Source organism: Nocardioides sp. DN36, assembly GCF_055380375.1.
The window spans coordinates 1,112,894-1,130,135 of the sequence record NZ_AP043823.1 but is presented as its reverse complement, the minus strand read 5'-3'; the positions used below and the strand labels follow the sequence as shown (position 1 = coordinate 1,130,135).

Annotated in this window: 14 protein-coding genes and 4 tRNA genes; 8 read left to right on the top strand and 10 right to left on the bottom strand. The window is 71.1% G+C overall.

From position 1 onward, the window contains the following. Nucleotides 1–18: 18 nt before the first annotated feature. Together ACZ43H_RS06360 and ACZ43H_RS06355 are read right to left on the bottom strand one after the other, a co-directional pair. Nucleotides 19–798 carry an inositol monophosphatase family protein gene (locus ACZ43H_RS06360; RefSeq protein WP_464588662.1) on the bottom strand — a complete coding sequence of 260 codons (780 nt, stop codon included), beginning with the start codon at nucleotides 796–798 and terminating at the stop codon, nucleotides 19–21. Beyond that, complete coding sequence (locus ACZ43H_RS06355) at nucleotides 795–1,343, bottom strand: HIT family protein (protein ID WP_464588660.1); 549 nt, start codon at nucleotides 1,341–1,343, stop codon at nucleotides 795–797. Before ACZ43H_RS06355 ends, ACZ43H_RS06360 begins: the two co-directional genes overlap by 4 nt. Before the next feature lie 24 nt (nucleotides 1,344–1,367). Between ACZ43H_RS06355 and ACZ43H_RS06350 the strand changes: the two genes are divergently transcribed. Continuing rightward, nucleotides 1,368–1,850, top strand: coding sequence for an N-acetyltransferase family protein (locus ACZ43H_RS06350; RefSeq protein WP_464588658.1), 483 nt, complete (start codon nucleotides 1,368–1,370; stop codon nucleotides 1,848–1,850). 19 nt (nucleotides 1,851–1,869) lie between these two features. Here ACZ43H_RS06350 and thrS read toward each other — a convergent pair whose 3' ends face one another. The 6 genes from thrS to ACZ43H_RS06320 form a co-directional block, all read right to left on the bottom strand. Beyond that, nucleotides 1,870–3,864 (bottom strand): threonine--tRNA ligase, encoded by a 1,995-nt coding sequence (gene thrS, locus ACZ43H_RS06345; RefSeq protein WP_464588656.1) that lies wholly within the window; start codon nucleotides 3,862–3,864, stop codon nucleotides 1,870–1,872. A 457-nt stretch (nucleotides 3,865–4,321) separates the two neighbouring features. Further along, nucleotides 4,322–5,011, bottom strand: a complete 690-nt coding sequence (locus tag ACZ43H_RS06340; RefSeq protein WP_464588654.1) for an NADPH-dependent F420 reductase — start codon at nucleotides 5,009–5,011, stop codon at nucleotides 4,322–4,324. Between the two features lie 51 nt (nucleotides 5,012–5,062). Further along, nucleotides 5,063–7,546 (bottom strand): malectin domain-containing carbohydrate-binding protein, encoded by a 2,484-nt coding sequence (locus ACZ43H_RS06335; protein WP_464588652.1) that lies wholly within the window; start codon nucleotides 7,544–7,546, stop codon nucleotides 5,063–5,065. Nucleotides 7,547–7,706: 160 nt separating this feature from the next. Beyond that, entirely contained in the window at nucleotides 7,707–8,216 is a 510-nt protein-coding gene (locus ACZ43H_RS06330; protein ID WP_464588651.1) for a hypothetical protein, read from the bottom strand. Between the two features lie 181 nt (nucleotides 8,217–8,397). Then, the gene (locus ACZ43H_RS06325; protein WP_464588650.1) at nucleotides 8,398–8,631 is read right to left on the bottom strand and encodes a hypothetical protein; all 234 of its coding nucleotides are present in this window, start codon (nucleotides 8,629–8,631) and stop codon (nucleotides 8,398–8,400) included. A 22-nt stretch (nucleotides 8,632–8,653) separates the two neighbouring features. Then, nucleotides 8,654–9,514 carry a hypothetical protein gene (locus ACZ43H_RS06320; RefSeq protein ID WP_464588648.1) on the bottom strand — a complete coding sequence of 287 codons (861 nt, stop codon included), beginning with the start codon at nucleotides 9,512–9,514 and terminating at the stop codon, nucleotides 8,654–8,656. A 320-nt stretch (nucleotides 9,515–9,834) separates the two neighbouring features. Here ACZ43H_RS06320 and ACZ43H_RS06315 point away from each other — a divergent pair, with 320 nt between their 5' ends. Genes ACZ43H_RS06315 through ACZ43H_RS06305 form a run of 3 tightly spaced genes read left to right on the top strand, consistent with a single transcriptional unit; the run spans nucleotide 9,835 to nucleotide 14,914 of the window. Next, on the top strand, nucleotides 9,835–10,797 hold the full coding sequence (locus ACZ43H_RS06315) for an ABC transporter ATP-binding protein (protein WP_464588646.1): 963 nt from the start codon (nucleotides 9,835–9,837) through the stop codon (nucleotides 10,795–10,797). Next, nucleotides 10,794–12,149, top strand: coding sequence for an ABC transporter permease (locus tag ACZ43H_RS06310; RefSeq protein ID WP_464588645.1), 1,356 nt, complete (start codon nucleotides 10,794–10,796; stop codon nucleotides 12,147–12,149). The genes ACZ43H_RS06315 and ACZ43H_RS06310 overlap by 4 nt, the downstream gene beginning before the upstream one ends. Beyond that, entirely contained in the window at nucleotides 12,146–14,914 is a 2,769-nt protein-coding gene (locus ACZ43H_RS06305) for a bifunctional YncE family protein/alkaline phosphatase family protein (RefSeq protein WP_464588643.1), read from the top strand. The genes ACZ43H_RS06310 and ACZ43H_RS06305 overlap by 4 nt, the downstream gene beginning before the upstream one ends. Nucleotides 14,915–15,003: 89 nt before the next feature. Here ACZ43H_RS06305 and ACZ43H_RS06300 read toward each other — a convergent pair. Beyond that, nucleotides 15,004–15,078, bottom strand: a tRNA-Val gene (locus tag ACZ43H_RS06300). Between the two features lie 179 nt (nucleotides 15,079–15,257). On the opposite strand from ACZ43H_RS06300, the gene ACZ43H_RS06295 reads away from it, so the two are divergent. Continuing rightward, entirely contained in the window at nucleotides 15,258–15,692 is a 435-nt protein-coding gene (locus tag ACZ43H_RS06295; protein ID WP_464588641.1) for an SsgA family sporulation/cell division regulator, read from the top strand. Between the two features lie 9 nt (nucleotides 15,693–15,701). On the opposite strand, the gene ACZ43H_RS06290 is transcribed toward ACZ43H_RS06295, so the two are convergent. Continuing rightward, nucleotides 15,702–16,523 (bottom strand): aminotransferase class IV, encoded by an 822-nt coding sequence (locus ACZ43H_RS06290; RefSeq protein WP_464588639.1) that lies wholly within the window; start codon nucleotides 16,521–16,523, stop codon nucleotides 15,702–15,704. Between the two features lie 138 nt (nucleotides 16,524–16,661). Here ACZ43H_RS06290 and ACZ43H_RS06285 point away from each other — a divergent pair. The 3 genes from ACZ43H_RS06285 to ACZ43H_RS06275 all read left to right on the top strand — a co-directional run bounded on the left by ACZ43H_RS06285 (nucleotide 16,662) and on the right by ACZ43H_RS06275 (nucleotide 16,954). Continuing rightward, nucleotides 16,662–16,734 (top strand) — tRNA-Gly (locus ACZ43H_RS06285). Between the two features lie 32 nt (nucleotides 16,735–16,766). Further along, nucleotides 16,767–16,837 (top strand) — tRNA-Cys (locus ACZ43H_RS06280). A 42-nt stretch (nucleotides 16,838–16,879) separates the two neighbouring features. Further along, a tRNA-Val gene (locus tag ACZ43H_RS06275) sits at nucleotides 16,880–16,954 on the top strand. Nucleotides 16,955–17,242 lie beyond the last annotated feature (288 nt).

The following is a 17,242-nucleotide window of genomic DNA, read 5'->3' as shown; positions in this document are numbered from 1 at the left end:
GGCAATCCCCAGGTCGGGTCAGCCCGCGTCCAGGGCCGCGCACACCTGGGTGACGGCCGTGGGGGCGCCGACCACCGACCAGAGGACGCCGCCGGCGGTCGTACGCCGCGCGACGCCGCCGACCCCGCGGATGATCGCGGCACCGGGGAGCCGGTCCCAGTCGGCCACGCCGTGCTGGAAGCTGACCCCGAGCTGGCCCTGCGCGACCGCCGTGGCGTCCATGCTCGCCGAGCCGAGCATCCGCAGGGTCGCGACGCGGGAGGCCACCCGGGAGAAGGCATCGACGCGGTCGCGGTCGTCGTACGGAGGGTGCAGGTAGGTGGCCGCGCAGGTCTCCGCCAGCGAGACATCGGGCAGCGCCGGCAACGGCTCGCCGTTGCGCGTCGACGCGAGCCCCGGCCCACCGACGAAGACCATATCGTCGTGCGGGTGGTAGATCGCGCCGAGGATGACGTCGTCGGCGTCGACCAGCGCGATCGCCGAGCACCACCAGGTGAGCCCCCGGTGGAAGTTGTAGGTGCCGTCGACGGGGTCGATCACCCAGGTCCGACCGCTGGTCCCGGTCCGGTCGGCGCCCTCCTCGCCGAGGATGCCGTCCTCGGGGCGCTCGGCGGCCAGCCGCTCGACCACCAGGCGCTCGGCAGCGTGGTCGGCCGCCGTCACCAGGTCGGAGATCGAGGTCTTCTGCTCGGCGTCGATCCCCCCGGCCCGCATCCGGGCGGCGAGCCGACCGGCCTCGCGGACCAGGTCGGCCGCGAGTGCCGCGTCCTCGGCCAGTGTCGGGCCCGGGACAGTCACCCGGCGCTCCCCCACGCCTTCGCCAGCAGCTCGCGGGTGTCGCCCAGCAGCTCCGGCAGGGTCTTGGTGCGCCCGATGATCGGCATGAAGTTCTGGTCGCCGGGCCACCGGGGAACGACGTGCTGGTGCAGGTGGGCGGCGATGCCGGCCCCGGCGATGTGGCCCTGGTTCATGCCGATGTTGAAGCCCTTCGCGCCCGAGACCAGCCGCACGACCCGCATCGCCTCTCGGGTGAGGTCGGCGATCTCGGCGGCTTCCTCGTCGGTGGTCTCGGTGTAGTCCGCGATGTGGCGGTAGGGGCACACCATGAGGTGCCCCGGCGCGTACGGGTACAGGTTGAGCACGGCGTACGCCAGGTCCCCGCGGTGGACGACGAGGCCCTCGGCGTCGTCGAGCCCCGGGATCCGGCAGAAGGGGCACTCCCCCGGAGTCTCGTCGGCCGGCTTGTTCTCGCCGCGGATGTAGGCGATCCGGTGGGGTGTCCAGAGCCGATCCAGCCCGTCGGACGCACCGATCCCGTCCTGGTGCAGCACCTCGTCGCTCATGGTGCCCGATCCTAGGGTGAGCCCATGACGACCCCGACCCTGCGGCCCGCGACCCCCGGCGACATGGCCACCGTGGCGGACATCTGGCACGCGGCCTGGCACACCAGCCACCCCGGCCACGTGCCGGACGGGCTGACCGCGGCCCGCACCCTCGAGGCGTTCCACGCTCGGACCCCGGCGCGGGTCGCCGACACGACCGTCGCCGAGGTGGACGGGGTGGTGGTCGGCTTCATCATGATCGACGGCGACGAGGTCGAGCAGGTGTTCGTGGACCCCGAGCGGCACGGCAGCGGCGTGGCCGGCCTTCTGCTCGACGAGGCCGAGCGCCAGGTCGCGGCCGCCGGCCACGACGTCGCCTGGCTGGCGGTGGCGATCGGCAACACGCGGGCCCGCGCCTTCTACGAGAAGCGCGGCTGGGCCAACGCCGGGGACCTGCCCTACGAGGTGACGGCGGCCGGCGAGACGTTCATCTCGCCGTGCCGCCGCTACACCAAGCGCGTTCGCTGAGCACTCGCGCAGAGGGTCGTCAGACCTGCTCGCGGGACTCGACGGCCGCGACCACCCGGGCGATGGCGTCCGCGACCGGGACACCGTTCTCCTGGTGGCCGTCGCGGTAGCGGAAGGACACCGCGCCCGCCTCGACGTCGTTGTCACCCGCGATCACCATGAACGGCACCTTCTGGAGCTGGGCGTTGCGGATCTTCTTCTGCATCCGGTCGTCGGAGTGGTCGACCTCGACACGGAGACCGGCCGCGCGCATCTGTCGGGCCACGTCGTCGAGGTAGTCGTTGTGCCGCTCGGCGACCGGGATGCCCTGCACCTGGACCGGGGCGAGCCAGGGCGGGAAGGCGCCGGCGTAGTGCTCGACCAGCACGCCGATGAACCGCTCGATGGACCCGAACTTGGCCGAGTGGATCATCACCGGCTGCTGGCGCGAGCCGTCGGCCGCGACGTACTCGAGGTCGAACCGGTCGGACGAGGGCTGGTTGAAGTCGTACTGGATGGTCGACATCTGCCAGGTCCGGCCGATCGCGTCCCGCGCCTGCACCGAGATCTTCGGGCCGTAGTAGGCCGCACCGCCCGGGTCGGGCACGAGCTCGAGGCCGGACGCGGTGGCCACGTCCTCGAGCACCTTGGTCGCCATCGCCCAGTCCTCGTCGGAGCCGATGAACTTGTCGGGCTTGGAGTCGTCGCGCGTGGACAGCTCGAGGTAGAAGTCGTCGAGGCCGAAGTCGCGGAAGAGGCCGAGGCAGAAGTCCAGCAGGTGCTGGATCTCCGCCGGCGCCTGCTCGGGGGTGACGTAGGAATGGGAGTCGTCCTGGGCGAAGCCCCGGACCCGGGTGAGGCCGTGGACCACGCCGGACTTCTCGTGGCGGTAGACAGAGCCGAACTCGAAGAGCCGCAGCGGGAGCTCGCGGTAGGAGCGCTGGCGCGAGCGGTAGATGAGGTTGTGCATGGGGCAGTTCATCGCCTTGAGGCGGTAGTCCATGCCGTCGACGTCCAGCGCCGGGAACATGCCCTCGCCGTAGTACGGCAGGTGCCCGGAGGTGTAGAACAGCCCCTCCTTGGCGATGTGCGGAGTGCCGACGTACTCGAACCCCTCCTCGATGTGGCGCTGCCGGACGTAGTCCTCCATGACCCGCTTGATCACACCGCCCTTGGGGTGGAAGACCGGCAGGCCGGACCCGATCTCGTCGGGGAAGGAGAACAGGTCGAGGTCACGCCCGAGCTTGCGGTGGTCCCGGCGCTCGGCCTCCTCGATCCGGTGCAGGTGCTCCTCGAGCGCCTCCTTGGACTCCCAGGCGGTGCCGTAGATGCGCTGGAGCTGCTTGTTCTTCTCGTCCCCGCGCCAGTACGCCGCCGCCGAGCGCATCAGCTTGAAGGCGGGGATGCGCTTGGTGGTGGGCAGGTGCGGCCCGCGGCACAGGTCCTTCCAGGCGACCTCGCCCTTGCGGTTGAGGTTGTCGTAGATGGTCAGCTCACCGGCGCCGACCTCGACGTTCGCGCCCTCGGCGGCACCATCCGCGTGCCCCGAGCCCTTGAGGCCGATCAGCTCGAGCTTGTAGGGCTCGTCGGCCAGCTCGGCGATGGCGTCGTGGTCGGTGACCACGCGGCGGGAGAACTTCTGCCCCTCCTTGACGATCTTGCGCATCCGGGTCTCGATCTTCTCGAGGTCCTCCGGCACGAACGGGGTCTCGACGTCGAAGTCGTAGTAGAAGCCGTTCTCGACCGGCGGCCCGATGCCGAGCTTCGCCTCCGGGAAGAGCTCCTGCACGGCCTGGGCCATGACGTGCGCGGTGGAGTGCCGCAGGATGTCCCGGCCGTCGGCGCTGTCGATGGCCACGCCCTCGACCTCGTCACCGTCGGCGAGCTCGTGGGCGAGGTCCTTGAGCTGGCCACCGACGCGCGCCGCGATGACCGTGGGGTCCTCGGCGAACAGCTCCCAGGCCCTGGTGCCCGTCGTGACCGTCCGGTCCTCACGCGCGTCGGCGTGGGCGAGGACGACCTTGATGTCGGACACGGGAGTGCTCCTTGGGGCAGGGATGTACGGACCGGTCGATCGTATCCGTCGGCCCGCCGCTTCCGCGCCCGGGTTTCGCTGTGCCGGCACCGACCGCCCGCCGGGCCGGCCCCCGGCGCAACGCCGTGTGTGCGTACCCAATCCGGGGGACCCGTACCGCATTGCCCCGGCCCCGCCCCGGGATCCGCTGCGACCCTCGAGCTGCTGCCTCGATCGCAGGCAGCGAGACCCGGAGGGGGTGCGCAGATGTTCGGAGCAGGAGTGTCCAAGAGATCGCCGCGACGGCCGCGTACGACGTGCGGGGTGTCCCGCCGCTCGCGCCGGGAGTCGCTGCTGGCCGCGTTCGAGGCCGCGCTCGACTCGATGCACGGCGATTCACGAGGGCGTCAGGCCCTGCGCGTGTGAGGGCGCTGACCGGTCCGGCCGGCCTCCGTGGCACCGGAGGCCGGCCGGTCCCTCACATGTCACGGTAACGCTTGGCCCGCGACAGCAGCTCCCGGACCCGCGCGGCGTCGCCCGCGCGTGCCTTCATGTCCGCGGTCCCCCAGCCCTCGGTGTACGGCGTGCCGTAGGCGGCCGTGTCACGCTGGAAGCGCCACCCCTCGGCCAGCGGACCGGCGTCGACGGTGTCGTAACCGATGGAGTCGAGGAAGTCGGCGACCTGCTTCTTGGCGTCCGCCTCGTCGCCGGCGATCGCGAGGGCGCTGCGGTCCTCGCTGCCGGCGGGGCGGGCCAGCTCGAGGAGGTGGCCGAAGTAGATGTTGTTGAACGCCTTGACGACGTGCGACTCCGGCAGGTGCGCCTGCAGCAGCTCGCTGACGGTCGTCGACTCGTCGTCGAGCTCGGGGATCTGCTCGTCACGCTGCGGGTAGTAGTTGTTGGTGTCGATGACGACCTTGCCGCGCAGCGGCTCGACCGGCACCTGGCGGTAGTTCTTGAGCGGGATCGTCACCACGACGATGTCACCGGCGGCCGCCGCCTCGGCGGCGGTACCAGCCCGGGCGTGGTCGCCGAGCTCGGCGACCAGGTCGACGAGGGTCTCGGGTCCCCGGCTGTTGCTGACGACGACGTCGTGGCCGGCGGCCACCGCCAGCCTCGCGACGGTGCTACCGATGTGTCCTGCTCCGATGAGTCCGATGGTGGTCATGGGAGTCCGAACGGCGTGGCCGGGCGGATCATTCCGACCCGGCCGCGCGGATCACCCGTTCGGCACGAAGATCGCGCGGTACTTCCAGGTCCCGTCAGCGCTGACCACCGTCGGGGAGCCGGTCACACGACCCCCGCCGCTGAAGGCCACCGAGCGCAACGACCCGTCGGCCGAGGACCCGTAGAGGATCCGGCCACCGGCGAGCGTCATCCCGGCCACCGACCCGAAGTCGACGCCGTTACCGTCGGCGTCGAACGTCTGCGCGCCGACCACCTCGCTCTCCGGCGTGAAGTAGCGGTAGTGCAGGCGGCCGTCCCCGAAGATCGAGTAGTAGATCCGGTGCGTGCCGGGGTCGTAGAACGTCCCGGTCAGGTTCGCGATCGCGAACGGGATCCGCGCGCCGTCGTCGGGGTCGTCGTACAGGTTGACGGTCCGCTGCGCCCCGACGACGCCGGTCGCCGGGTCGAAGGTCCGCTTGTAGAAGCCGCCGTCGGCCAGGCCGTAGTAGAGGGTCCCGTTCAGCAGGAACCCGCCGCGCACGGTCGACCAGTCCAGGGCCGTGTTCACCGTGCTCGGTGCTCCGGTGGGGGCGCCCGCGGCGTTGACCGCGCGCTGTTGCAGGACACCCTGGGATCCGGTGCCCCCACCCGCGTCGTCGTCCACGATCTCGACCCCGTTGATCAGCGGGTTCTCGGTGACGGCCCGCAGGTCCACGTCGACCCCGTCGCCGTCACTGGTGATGGTGAAGGCACGCATGGTGCCGGTCTTGTTGCCCGCGGCCGCCACGATGTCGAAGTTGTCCAGCCTCGTCACGCCGTCGACGAGCACGTCGAAAACCCGCTGGCCGACCTGGGAGGTGCCGTCATACTGGTTGGCGAAGTAGAGCCGCACGGTGAGGTGCCTGCCCGCCGGGACGGGGAAGTTCCAGTCCTGCTCACCCCACCGCTCGGTCGCGAAGATGTCGGGCGCAGTGCCGGCCGGAACCGTGGAGTCGCGGGGCACGGTGCTCCCCCAGTCGGCGGTGTTCCCACCGCTGACGAGCCCGGAGTCGGTCGTCCAGTCCGGCCCTCCGTCGGCGGCCTGCAGCGCCGGGCCGCCGGCGTCGACCCGGTAGAGCACGTTGCTGCCGGCTCCGGTCGTGCGCTGGGCCACGAAGAGGTCGTTGGGCAGCGCGGCCGCCGCCGCGGCCGGGACCTGGGTGCCGCCGGCCAGCGGAATCAGGGCCAGCCGGCCGTGCGTCTCCTTGCCGATCCGGGTGGTGTCGCTTCCGACCCACAATCCCTGGGGCGTGGCGAACAGCGCCTGGGCGCCGACGCCGCGGGCCCGGCCGGGGTTCCAGGAGAGCGGGAGCCCGTTGACGGGATCGAGAGCGGCGATGCCCTCCCGCGGCACGGCGCCCGGCCCGGCCTGGTCGCCCTGGAACGGGTTGTTCTCCCAGCGCATGTGGCCGCCGACGTAGATCGCGCTGCCGGTCACGGCGACGCCGTACGTCGTGTCGCCTCCGGTGTAGTCGGACCACGTGGGGTCGTCGCCGGTGCTGGCGACCTCCCAGCGGGAGACGGTGTCGCACAGGGTGCCGCTGCCCGCCCCTCCGGCGAACGCACCCGTCGCGCTGACGACGAAGTAGCTGCCGTCGGGCGAGAAGTCGACGTCCCGCGCGAACGTGTCGAACACCCCGGCGCAGGAGTTGTGCGGCCGGTCGTACCGGTCGGTGAACCAAGGCGCCACCGAGGTCGCGGCTCCACTGGTGTCGAGTACGGCGACCTGGGATCGGGTCTGGCCGCCGACCGAGGAGAAGTTGCCCACGGCCACGAGCCGGGACCCGTCGGGGCTGACGTCGAAGCGCTTGATGTTGGTCTGGCCACCGCCGTTGTTGTCGAGGTCGTACTTGCCGGCGAAGGGGACGTTGACCCCCGACAGCACGGCACCGGTGTCCGGGTCGAGCGCGGCCAGCGCGCCACGCGTGCTGGTGACGCCGCGCGACGCGACGCTCTTGAAGGCACCGCCGATGTAGACGCGCGAGCCCCGGGCGACCACCTCGTTGACGGCAGCGTTGGGGACCGCCTGGAAGCCGGAGACCACCGCTCCGGTGGCGGTCAGCTTGACCACCCGCTTGATCGCGGAGTTCCCGCCGACCGACGTGAACGCACCGCCCACGTAGATGGAGGTGCCGTCGGTGCTCAGCGAGTTGGCCTTGCCGCCGAGGTTGGGGTTGAAGGCGGTGTCGATCGCGCCGGTCGTCGCGTCGAAGGCGAAGATCCGGTTGCGCACCAGGTCGTCACCCTTGTTGGCGTACGTCCCGGCTGGACTCACGGAGGTGAACGTCCCGGCGGCGATGATCTTGTTGCCCACCTGGGTCATCGCGATCACCGCACCGTTCATGACGTGCGGGGTGTTGTCCGCCGGGTTCGCCGAGACCACCCGATCGCCGTGGTCGGCGTTCACGGCGCCGGCCGGCGAGACACCGTGCCCGAGCAGCAAGAGCGCTGAGGCCGTCACCGTTCCCAGGGCGCGGCGAAGCAGAGACGTGTGCATCAGGGTTCCCCCATCATCGCGCCTCGGGCTCGTGGCGGCCGGGGTGAGGCGTCGCGCGGACGTGTCCTCACGAACCTAGGCAGGCGGCGGCCGGTGGACATCACCGACGTTGGGGATCGATGCCGTGCTCAGGTGACGGGCAGGCCCGCGGCTCCGCTCGTCAGCCGCCCGCTCGGCTGGACCAGCAGTCGTCGTCCACCACGACCGGGGCGCTGCACGTGGTCAGCGTGTCCAGGTCGATGCGAGGGTGACCGGCAGTGGCCCTGTTCACCACGCGCAGGGTGTGCTGCCCGCTCCTGAACAGCCCCTGCCAGACCACGACCCGGTGCCTCGTCGTGGTGGCGTGGGTGTCGACGGTCTTGCGCAGCACACCGTCGACGTACACCGCCGCCTTGCCCCGGTCGGGCGCCTTCTCCATCACCAGCCCGATCGGCCCGCCGGCCCCGTCGAAGGTCGCCGTGAAGCTGTCCCCCGCCCGGGTGGTCCAGTGCGTCGATCCACCCGAGAAGCCGGAGAACCGGCTCGTGGACCAGGAGCCGTGGTAGCTGATGCCGGGCGAGCTGTCCTCACGAGTGCCGAACTCGCTGTCGGCGATGTTGCTGGTGGCCGTGTTCCCCGCACAGTCGGTGAGCCGGATGACCCACCGGTCCGGGATCCGCATCCAGTCCATGTCGTTCAAGCCCGTGCACGACGTGTCGCCGAGCCTTGGGGGCGACCTGGATGTAGCCGGTGTCGGGTCCGAGCACCGGGTCCTCGTCCTCCCCGCCGTAGTTCTCGTAGCTCTGCCAGGCCAGGGTCTGCGAGCAGATCCCCGAGGCGTCACTCGCTGTCCACGCCAAGAAGTCGTCGGCCTACCAGTACTCCCACCACGGGTCTGTCGAGTCCAGGCCGCCGTAGTCGGTGACGACCTGTGATCCGACCAGCGGTCGGGCCCAGGGGTCGAGCGACACCTTCGGCGGCGTCGTGTCGGCGGCTGCCGAAGCCGGAGCCGGGCTCAGCGGGCCGGCGCCCCCGAGCGCCACCGCCGGCGCGGTCAGGGCGACCAGTGCGGCCGCCGTGGTCATCATCGTGCGAAGTGTCTTCATGGCTCCCCCATCGGTACGACGGTCACCAGCAGCCGAAGTCGACGTGGTCGCCGCTGCAGGTGAGCAGCGTGTCCAGGTCGATCCGGGGGTGGCCCGCCGTCGCCTTGTTCACCACGCGCAGCGTGTGTGGTCCGCTCTTGAAGAGCCCCTGCCAGACCACCATCCGGTGCTGGGTCTTGCTGCTATGCGTGTTGACGACCTTGCGGAGGACGCCGTCGACGTACACCGCCGCCTTCCCCCGGTCGGGCGCCTTCTCCATCACCAGCCCGATCGGCCCGTCGGCACCGTCGAACGCCGCAGTGAACGCACTGCCCGCTGCGGTCGACCTGTGCGTCGTGCCGCCCGAGAACCCGGCGAACCTGCTCGTCGACCACGTTCCCCGGTAGCGGATGCCCGCGGAGTCGTCCTCACGCGTGCCGAAGCCCGCCCTGGCGATGCGGCTGACACCCTTGTTGCCCGCGCAGTCGCGGCTCCTGACCACGAACCGGTCCGGGATCCGCATCCAGTTCTCGGAGTTGGTGTCGAAGTCGTACCTGCGCGCGGTCGACTCGACGGGGTACTTCACCGTGTTCGGTCCGAGCACCGGGTCCACCGGCCCGCCGATGCTCTCGTAGCCCTGCCAGGCGACGCGCTGCCGGCAGATCCCGGACGGGTCGCTCGTGGCCCACTTCAGGAAGAACCCGCTCTGGAAGTAGCCGTAGTCGTAGTCGGTCAGGATCTGGGACCCCACCCGGTAGTGCGCCCAGCGGTCGAGCGTGACCGTCGGTGGTGTCGTGTCGGCTGCCGCTGAGGCGGCTGTCTGCCCGAACTGCGCCCCGACCGCGGACACGGTCAGGGCCATCAGTGCTGCGGTTGTTGCGGCGACGGCTCGCATCGACCTCATGTCTCACCCCGTCTGGTCGGTGGACCACAGCGCCTGCGTTGGCCCGAGTGACCGACACCCCCACGGCGTCGGTTCTCCTCGACGGTCGCCCCGCCGGTCGGCGCGCCCCCAGAGCAGAAGGTCATCGGGGGCGAGGACTTCCACGGCACGCCACGCGTCGGTGCATCCGGTCGTGGCACCCCGGCGCCTGCTCCCGTTCGCGGAGCGTTCGACAAATCGGCCGGTCCAGGTCATCCGGGGTCCCTACGTTTCCAGCACGGAAGAGGTTGCCGAGTGCAACTTGCTGATCGGTCCTGTCGACCACCTGAGAAAGGCCCACCTTGTACACGACCGCCGTTCGGGCGCGCGGTCTCACCAAGACCTTCGGCGACGTCATCGCCCTGGACGGTGTTGACCTCGACATCCCCGCCGGACAGATCCACGGCCTCGTCGGGCCCAACGGCGCCGGGAAGACCACGCTCCTGGGCCTCCTGCTCGGCCTCGCGTCGGCCGACGGAGGCACGCTCGAGCTCCTCGGGACCTCGATCGGCAGCGCACTCGCCGTGACCGGGGGCGTCGCGGGATTCGTAGACGGTCCGGGCCTCTACCCCACACTGACGGCACGCCAGAACCTCGCGGCCGTCGCCTCGCTGCGCGGCGGGCTCGGCGGACGTCAGGCCGAGGTCGACGAGCTGCTCGACCGGGTCGGGCTGCTGGAGGTGGCGGGCGACCCGGTCCGCGGGTTCTCCCTCGGGATGCGACAGCGTCTGGGGCTCGCCGTGGCCCTCCTCGGTGAGCCGCGGCTGCTGGTGCTCGACGAGCCGGCCAACGGCCTGGATCCCGCCGGCAAGCGGCAGGTCCACCGGATCCTGACCGACCTCGCCGAGGCCGGCGCGACCGTGCTCCTCTCCAGCCACCGGATGGACGACCTCGCCGAGCTCTGCCACGAGGTCACGCTGCTGTGCGCCGGGCGGACCGTGTTCTCCGGCCCGCTGCGCAAGCTGGCTGCCGAGAGCGGGGAGCTCGACTACCGGCTCCTCACCTCGGACCCCGAGGGCGCCCGCCGGATCGCTGTCGCGACGCCGTCACTCGAGCCCGTGGACGACCTCCGGTCAGCCACGAGGACGTACGACGACCGTCCCCTCGTCGTCCGCGGGTCCGAGGCGGCGGTGGACGACCTGGTCGTGCGCCTGGTCGTCGCGGGCATCGCGATCCGCGAGCTCGGACCGGTCGTGCCGCCGCTCGAGGCCGCGTTCCTCGCGCTGACCGGCGCCGCATCCGCCGGGCAGGAGGCCGTCCGATGACCGCCGTCGCCTCCCCCACCCCGGTGCAGCCGGTGGCCCTGCGCCGGGTCTGTCGCTTCGAGCTGGTCAAGCTCGCCTCGCAGTGGCGCCTCCGGCTCGTGCTCCTGGCCTGCCTGCTCGTCCCCGCCCTCTACACCGCCGTGGTCAGCCGGCAGACGTCGCTGCCCGCCGACGCCGTGTACGGCCGCTGGATGAACCAGTCCGGCTGGGCGGGCGCGCTGGTGGTCCTCGTCTTCATGGGCACCCTGGTGCTGCCCCTGCTCACCTGCCTCGTGGCGGGAGACGTCTTCGCGGTCGAGGACCGCACCGGCACCTGGCGACACCTCCTGGTCGCCGTGCGCTCGCCGCGTCGTATCTTCTGGGCGAAGGCGCTGGCCGCCCTCACCGTCACCCTGGCCCTGCTCGCCACCCTCGTGGTGTCATCGGTCGCCGGCGGCCTGGCCTCGATCGGGAGCCATCCCCTGCCCGGCCTCGACGGGCACCGCATGGGGTCCGGCGAGCTGGCCAGGACCACGCTGCTCGCCTGGCTGACCGTCCTGCCCCCGACGCTCGCCTTCTCGGCGGTGGGACTGCTCGGCTCGGTCGCCCTGGGGCGCTCCCCGCTGGGCCTGCTCATGCCGGTCGTGCTCGCCCTCGTGCTGGAGGGCGTCGCCCTGCTGCCGGTGCCGGTGGCGTTGCGGGTCGCACTGCCCCTGAACGCATTCCTGACCTACCGCGGCCTGCTCACGGAGCCGGCCCGGCCCGGCCCGATCTGGCTCGGCGTCGCCGTGAGCCTCTCCTGGGCGGCGCTCGCGACGTACCTCGCCCACCGGCTCTTCGTGCGTCGCGACTTCACCGGACCCGCCCACGACGGCTCGGGGCGCGGCTTCGTGGTGACGGGCCTGGCCCCGTTGGCCGGGCTGGTCGTGCTCACGGCCGGGGTGGTGGCCTCGACGACCGGAGCCACCGGCTCGGGCATCGACCGCGCCAAGCTCGAGACCGCGCTGGCGACCTCGTTCTCGCACCTCTACGTGCTGCAGACCGACGAGCTCCACCGGCCGGCGGTCAGCGAGCCACAGCTCCACACCGCGGCCCGGTGCGACAAGGGCGGAGGCCGGGTCGAGGACACCGGACCTGGGTCCGACTGGCGCTGCGTCGTCACCTGGACCCTGCCCGGGACGACCGCGACCGGCACCGCGACCTACCAGCTCGACGTGACCGCCGACGGGCGGTTCGTCGCGGACGGGGACGGCCCCAAGGAGGTCAACGGCAACTTCAGCGTCCGCACGCCCCGGGGCGACGCCCCGAACCCCTTGTGGCAGTTCGACGGCTTCGTCGACCTGCTCGACAACGCAACGAAAGGAACGCAATGAGTGTGACGCGCAACCGCGTGAAGCCCGCTCGTCGGCGCTTGTCCCGGAAGCTGCCGGTCGTCATCGCCGGCGGGTTGGCCCTCGCGGTCACCGGAGGCGTCGCCTACGGCACGACCGTCGGGTTCGGTGAGCACCAGGTCGGCACGGAGTACGCCGGCGGCCTGCAGATCTCCTCGAACCAGGCCCTGAAGCCGCTGGGTGATCGACTGATGACGCCGTACGGCAAGTTCATGGGCTCCACCGTCAGCCCCGACGGCCGGTTCCTGGCGGCCACCTCGACGGACCGTTCCGTGTCGCTCCAGGTCTTCGACCTGGCGTCGTACCGGCTGGTGTGGCGCGGCGGGACCGCCTCCGGCGTCGACATGCGCCTGTCGGACAACACCGTCGGCCAGGAGAGCCCGCTCTACTCCCCCGACGGCAAGTTCCTCTGGATGCCGAACGCGACCGGGCTGACCCGGTTCCCGGTCAACGCCGACGGCACCCTGGGGCCGGGCACCAGGGTCACGATCCCCACCGTGGGCGACCAGCAGGCGCTGACTGCCGGCCTGGCGTACTCCCCGGACGGCTCGACCCTGTACGCCGCCGTGAACGGCCAGAACAGTGTCGTCGCGATCGACCCGGCTGCCGGCACCGTCGAGCGCACCTGGGACGTGGGCGTGGCGCCGCGCCAGCTGACCTTCGTCGGCACGAAGCTCTACGTGAGCGACGAGGGCGGCCGCAGGGCGCGCTCGGGCGAGACCACCATGGACTCCTACGGCACCGCCGTCCCGGCCGATCCGGTGCGCGGCACCTCGACGACGGGCGTGCTCAGCACCATCGACACCGCCGACGTCACCGCCCCGGTGGGCGAGGTCGAGGTCGGCCTGCACCCGACCGCGATGCACGCCGAGGACGGCGTGCTCTACGTCGCCAACACCAACGACGACACGGTGTCCGTGGTCGACACCGCGACGGACGAGGTCGTCCAGACGATCGCGACCCAGCCGTGGCACGGCTCGAAGGTCGGGTACGCACCCGACGCCGTCACCGTCCAGGACGGCCGCCTGCTCGTCAGCCTCGGTCGCGCCAACGCCGTGGCGGTCTACCGGCTCGGGGAGAACGCCCTCGACCCGGTCAGCTACGTCGGCCTCCTCCCCACCGACTACTACCCCGAGGACGTCTTCCCCGTCGACGACCAGCTCGTCGTGGTCAACCGGCGCGGCATCGACGCCCGCGGTCCGCTGATCACCTCCAAGCAGGGCTACGGCACGACACCGGCGACCGGTCACGGCACGCACGGCACGACGGCCTCGCTGACCCGTTTCACGCTTCCCTCCGACGCGGCGATCAGGGACGACCACACCCCGACGGTCTTCGCCCAGAACGGCTGGGGCGACGCGGGCACCGACGTCAAGCACGCCAGTGGCAGCCGGGCCAGGCCTGTCCCGGTGCCCAAGCGCATCGGTGACCCGTCGACGATCAAGCACGTCTTCATGATCGTCAAGGAGAACCGGACCTACGACCAGGTCCACGGCGACATGCCCGAGGGCAACGGCGACCCGTCGCTGGCCCAGTTCGGCGAGCAGGTCACCCCAAACCTCCACGCGCTGTCCCGCCAGTTCGGCCTCTACGACAACACCTACGACATCGGCACCAACTCCGCCGAGGGCCACAACTGGATCATGCAGGCCGACGATCCCGAGTACACCGAGTCCAGCGCGGGCGAGTACGCCCGCAGCTACGACACCGAGGAGGACGTGCTCGGTCACCAGCGCTCCGGGTTCCTGTGGACCGCCGTCCAGGCGGCCGGCCACACGGCCAGGAACTACGGCGAGTTCATCTACACCGAGGGCAAGCCGGCCGGCACATGGCAGCAGTACTACTGCGCCGTCAAGAGCGTCGAGGAAGGCGGCGATCCGGCCCAGCTGACCTCTCCGGAGCTCAAGGGGAACTACGGCTCGGTGATCCCGTCGCTGAACGCGATCACCAATCCGCTGTCCCCGCCGTTCGACCTGACCATCCCGGACCTGTACCGCTACGAGATCTGGAAGCAGGAGTTCGAGCAGCAGGGCCCGGCCGACTTCAACATGATGTGGCTCTCCGACGACCACACCGGTGGCCCGGTGTCCGCGCGCGCGGAGGTCGCCAGCGGTGACCTCGCCGTCGGCAAGGTCGTCGACACGATCTCGCACAGCAAGTACTGGAAGAGCTCGGCGATCTTCGTGGTCGAGGACGACAGCCAGAACGGGGTCGACCACGTCGACGGTCACCGGGCCCCGATCCAGGTCATCAGCCCCTGGGCCGCGCACGGCAGGACCGTCTCGACGTACTACTCGCAGATCTCGATGGTCCGCACCATCGAGCAGATCCTCGGCGCCGAGCCGCTCAACCAGAAGGTCGCCGCGGCGACCCCGATGTTCGACGCCTTCCAGGGGAAGCCGGACGACACGCCCTTCACGGCGAAGCCGAACCGGATCCCGCTCACCGAGAACATCGCCACCCCTCCGGCGTGCGGGCTCGACACACCTGCCAACGGCGGCCCGGCGGCCAAGGCGGCGCCCACGCCGGCGGCGTACGTCTCCTACGCCGCGGCCTGGGAGCGGTGGGCCGACAAGCAGCACCTCAGCGGGAACCGGGCCCGACCCGACTTCGCCAACCCCGAGCAGATGAACCGCTTCACCTGGTACGACGCCCACCACTGGGACCTGCCCTACCCGGGCGACCCGAAGATCTACCTGCCCGGCGAGGTGCCCGGCGCGGCCCTGCCGGGCTCCGAGGCCGAGTGACCCAGCCCCGGGCCCGAACCGAAGGCGATCACGGGTCAGAGTGAAACAGCCCCTCACCTGCGGGTCCGCGGGTGAGGGGCTGTCTCTGCTGGTGGGCGATACTGGGTTCGAACCAGTGACCTCTTCGGTGTGAACGAAGCGCGCTACCACTGCGCCAATCGCCCCAGCTCGCACCGTGCGGGCGGGCCCGAGGTGCGGTCGCAGACTTTAGCGCATCACTTGCGTCCGCTCACATTCCGGGTCCTTGGTCCCTGTTGCGTCACGCCCCCGCGGGTGCACCGTCTTGGGGTCAAGACCGGTCACGGGGGCCGGTCGCGTGATCAAGGACGGGGCGAGAGCCGACGTGACCCAGCAGCCAATGTCTCGGACGCTCTCCCAGGAGCTGACCTTGCAGTGTGTCGACGCCCGCGGGCGGGGCATCGAGCTGAAGGCGAGCTTCGGGTACGACCCCTCCGACCCGTACGCCGTGTGGATCACGTTCCCCTCGTCCCAGGGCGACGTCCGCTGGGCGATGTGCCGCGACACCCTGCTCCGCGCACTCACCGACCCGGCCGGCCAGGGTGACCTGGAGATGTGGCCGAGCATCGACGAGGAGGGTCGGGCGGTGGTGGTCCTGGAGTTCCGCTCCCCCGGCGGCCAGCTGATCGCCCAGGCCCACACCCACGAGGTCTACCGCTTCCTCACCCGCACCCTCGCGGCCGTGCCGGCCGGCACCGAGAGCCAGCACCTCGACCTGGACGCCCTGGTGGCGGGCCTGTTGGCGCAGCCGCCGGCCTAACCGTCGACCTCAGAGACCGAGTAGCTCCGACTCGCGCTTCGACCACACGGCCGCCGCTTCCGCGGTGACCGGTCCGGGAGCGGGCAGCTCCAGGTCGTCCCAGGCGGACACGCCCTGCACGTCGCGCGTGGTCGAGACCAGGAAGACCTCGCTCGCCCGTCGCACCACCTCGATCGGCTCGTCCACCTCGACGCCGCCGTACCAGTCCAGCACCAGCGCACGGGTCACGCCGGCCAGGCACCCGCTGGCCAGCGTGGGCGTGCGCAGCTGGCCGTCCACCACGTAGAAGACGTTGGAGCCGGTGCCCTCGCACAGGTGGCCGGCCAGGTTGGCGAAGACGGCCTCAGTGGCGCCGCGTCGCTGCGCCTCGGCGAGGGCGACCACGTTCTCGGCGTACGACGTGGTCTTCAGGCCGGCGAGTGCGCCGCGCTCGTTGCGGGGCCAGGGCACGGTGGCCACCCGGGTCGTGGCCGGCCAGGTCGCCATCGCGTCCGCGACCACCACCAGGGTCGGCGGCTCGTCGCCCCGACCGGACCCCAGCGGCGCCGGTCCGCCCGTGTAGGTGATCCGGATCCGCCCCAGCGGGAGCTCCTGGCCGTCGAGGACGGCCGCGACCCCACGGCGTACGGCGTCGTCGTCGGGCTCGGGCAGGCCGAGGCCGGCCGCGGAACGCGCGAGCCGCTCGAGGTGGCGGGTCAGCGCGAACGGCAGCCCGTCCACGACCTTGATCGCCTCGAACACCCCGTCGCCCACGGTGAACCCGTGGTCGGTCACCCCCACCGCCGGGGCGCTCGGGTCGGACAGCAGCTCACCGTTGATCCACGCACGCATGGGGCTCACTCTAGGAGCCGGAAGCACCCCCGAACTGGGCCCGAACACGCCCACGGGGGGTCGATTTTGCACCCCCACAGGCATCGGCTACTGTTCTCACGTCGCCGCGGCCCGGGGAACCGGGAAGCGGAGAGACAAGCGGACGTAGCTCAGTTGGTAGAGCGCAACCTTGCCAAGGTTGAGGTCGCGAGTTCGAGCCTCGTCGTCCGCTCGGAGAGGTCTCTCTCACGGTTTGGCCTCCACGGTGGAGTGGCCGAGAGGCGAGGCAACGGACTGCAAATCCGTCTACACGGGTTCAAATCCCGTCTCCACCTCGAACGACATCGGTCCCACCTGTGGGATCGTTGTTGCTCAACGGGCGATTGGCGCAGTGGTAGCGCGCTTCCTTGACACGGAAGAGGTCACTGGTTCAAACCCAGTATCGCCCACCAGAGAAACCGCAGGTCAGACGACCTGCGGTTCTTCTTTTGCCCGGGACGCGCGCTCCTGTGCCCCGCGGACTCCCGGAGCTCCTCGCTGCGTGGTGAGCTCGCGACGAGGTCCTGCATGAGCGGGTCATGGGGGTCCCGGGCCGGCGTCGGTGCGCAGGATGCGGCCGGGGCGTCGGCGGCGGTGTCCTGGTCGGGGTGTAGGCGGTACACGTTCCTCGTCGAGGCGTGTACCGGGCGATGTTCGGGATGGGTCCGGGCGACCGTCCGGCCCCCTCGGCGGAGAGGACC

Excerpts from the sequence above, each read along its gene's own strand:
- ACZ43H_RS06310 (WP_464588645.1), top strand. The coding sequence starts at position 10,794 with ATGACCGCCGTCGCCTCCCCCACCCCGGTGCAGCCGGTGGCCCTGCGC.
- ACZ43H_RS06330 (WP_464588651.1), bottom strand. The coding sequence starts at position 8,216 with ATGGACTGGATGCGGATCCCGGACCGGTGGGTCATCCGGCTCACCGAC.
- ACZ43H_RS06340 (WP_464588654.1), bottom strand. The coding sequence starts at position 5,011 with ATGACCACCATCGGACTCATCGGAGCAGGACACATCGGTAGCACCGTC.
- ACZ43H_RS06305 (WP_464588643.1), top strand. The coding sequence starts at position 12,146 with ATGAGTGTGACGCGCAACCGCGTGAAGCCCGCTCGTCGGCGCTTGTCC.
- ACZ43H_RS06350 (WP_464588658.1), top strand. The coding sequence starts at position 1,368 with ATGACGACCCCGACCCTGCGGCCCGCGACCCCCGGCGACATGGCCACC.
- ACZ43H_RS06325 (WP_464588650.1), bottom strand. The coding sequence starts at position 8,631 with ATGAAGACACTTCGCACGATGATGACCACGGCGGCCGCACTGGTCGCC.
- ACZ43H_RS06290 (WP_464588639.1), bottom strand. The coding sequence starts at position 16,523 with ATGCGTGCGTGGATCAACGGTGAGCTGCTGTCCGACCCGAGCGCCCCG.
- ACZ43H_RS06320 (WP_464588648.1), bottom strand. The coding sequence starts at position 9,514 with ATGAGGTCGATGCGAGCCGTCGCCGCAACAACCGCAGCACTGATGGCC.
- ACZ43H_RS06355 (WP_464588660.1), bottom strand. The coding sequence starts at position 1,343 with ATGAGCGACGAGGTGCTGCACCAGGACGGGATCGGTGCGTCCGACGGG.
- ACZ43H_RS06335 (WP_464588652.1), bottom strand. The coding sequence starts at position 7,546 with ATGCACACGTCTCTGCTTCGCCGCGCCCTGGGAACGGTGACGGCCTCA.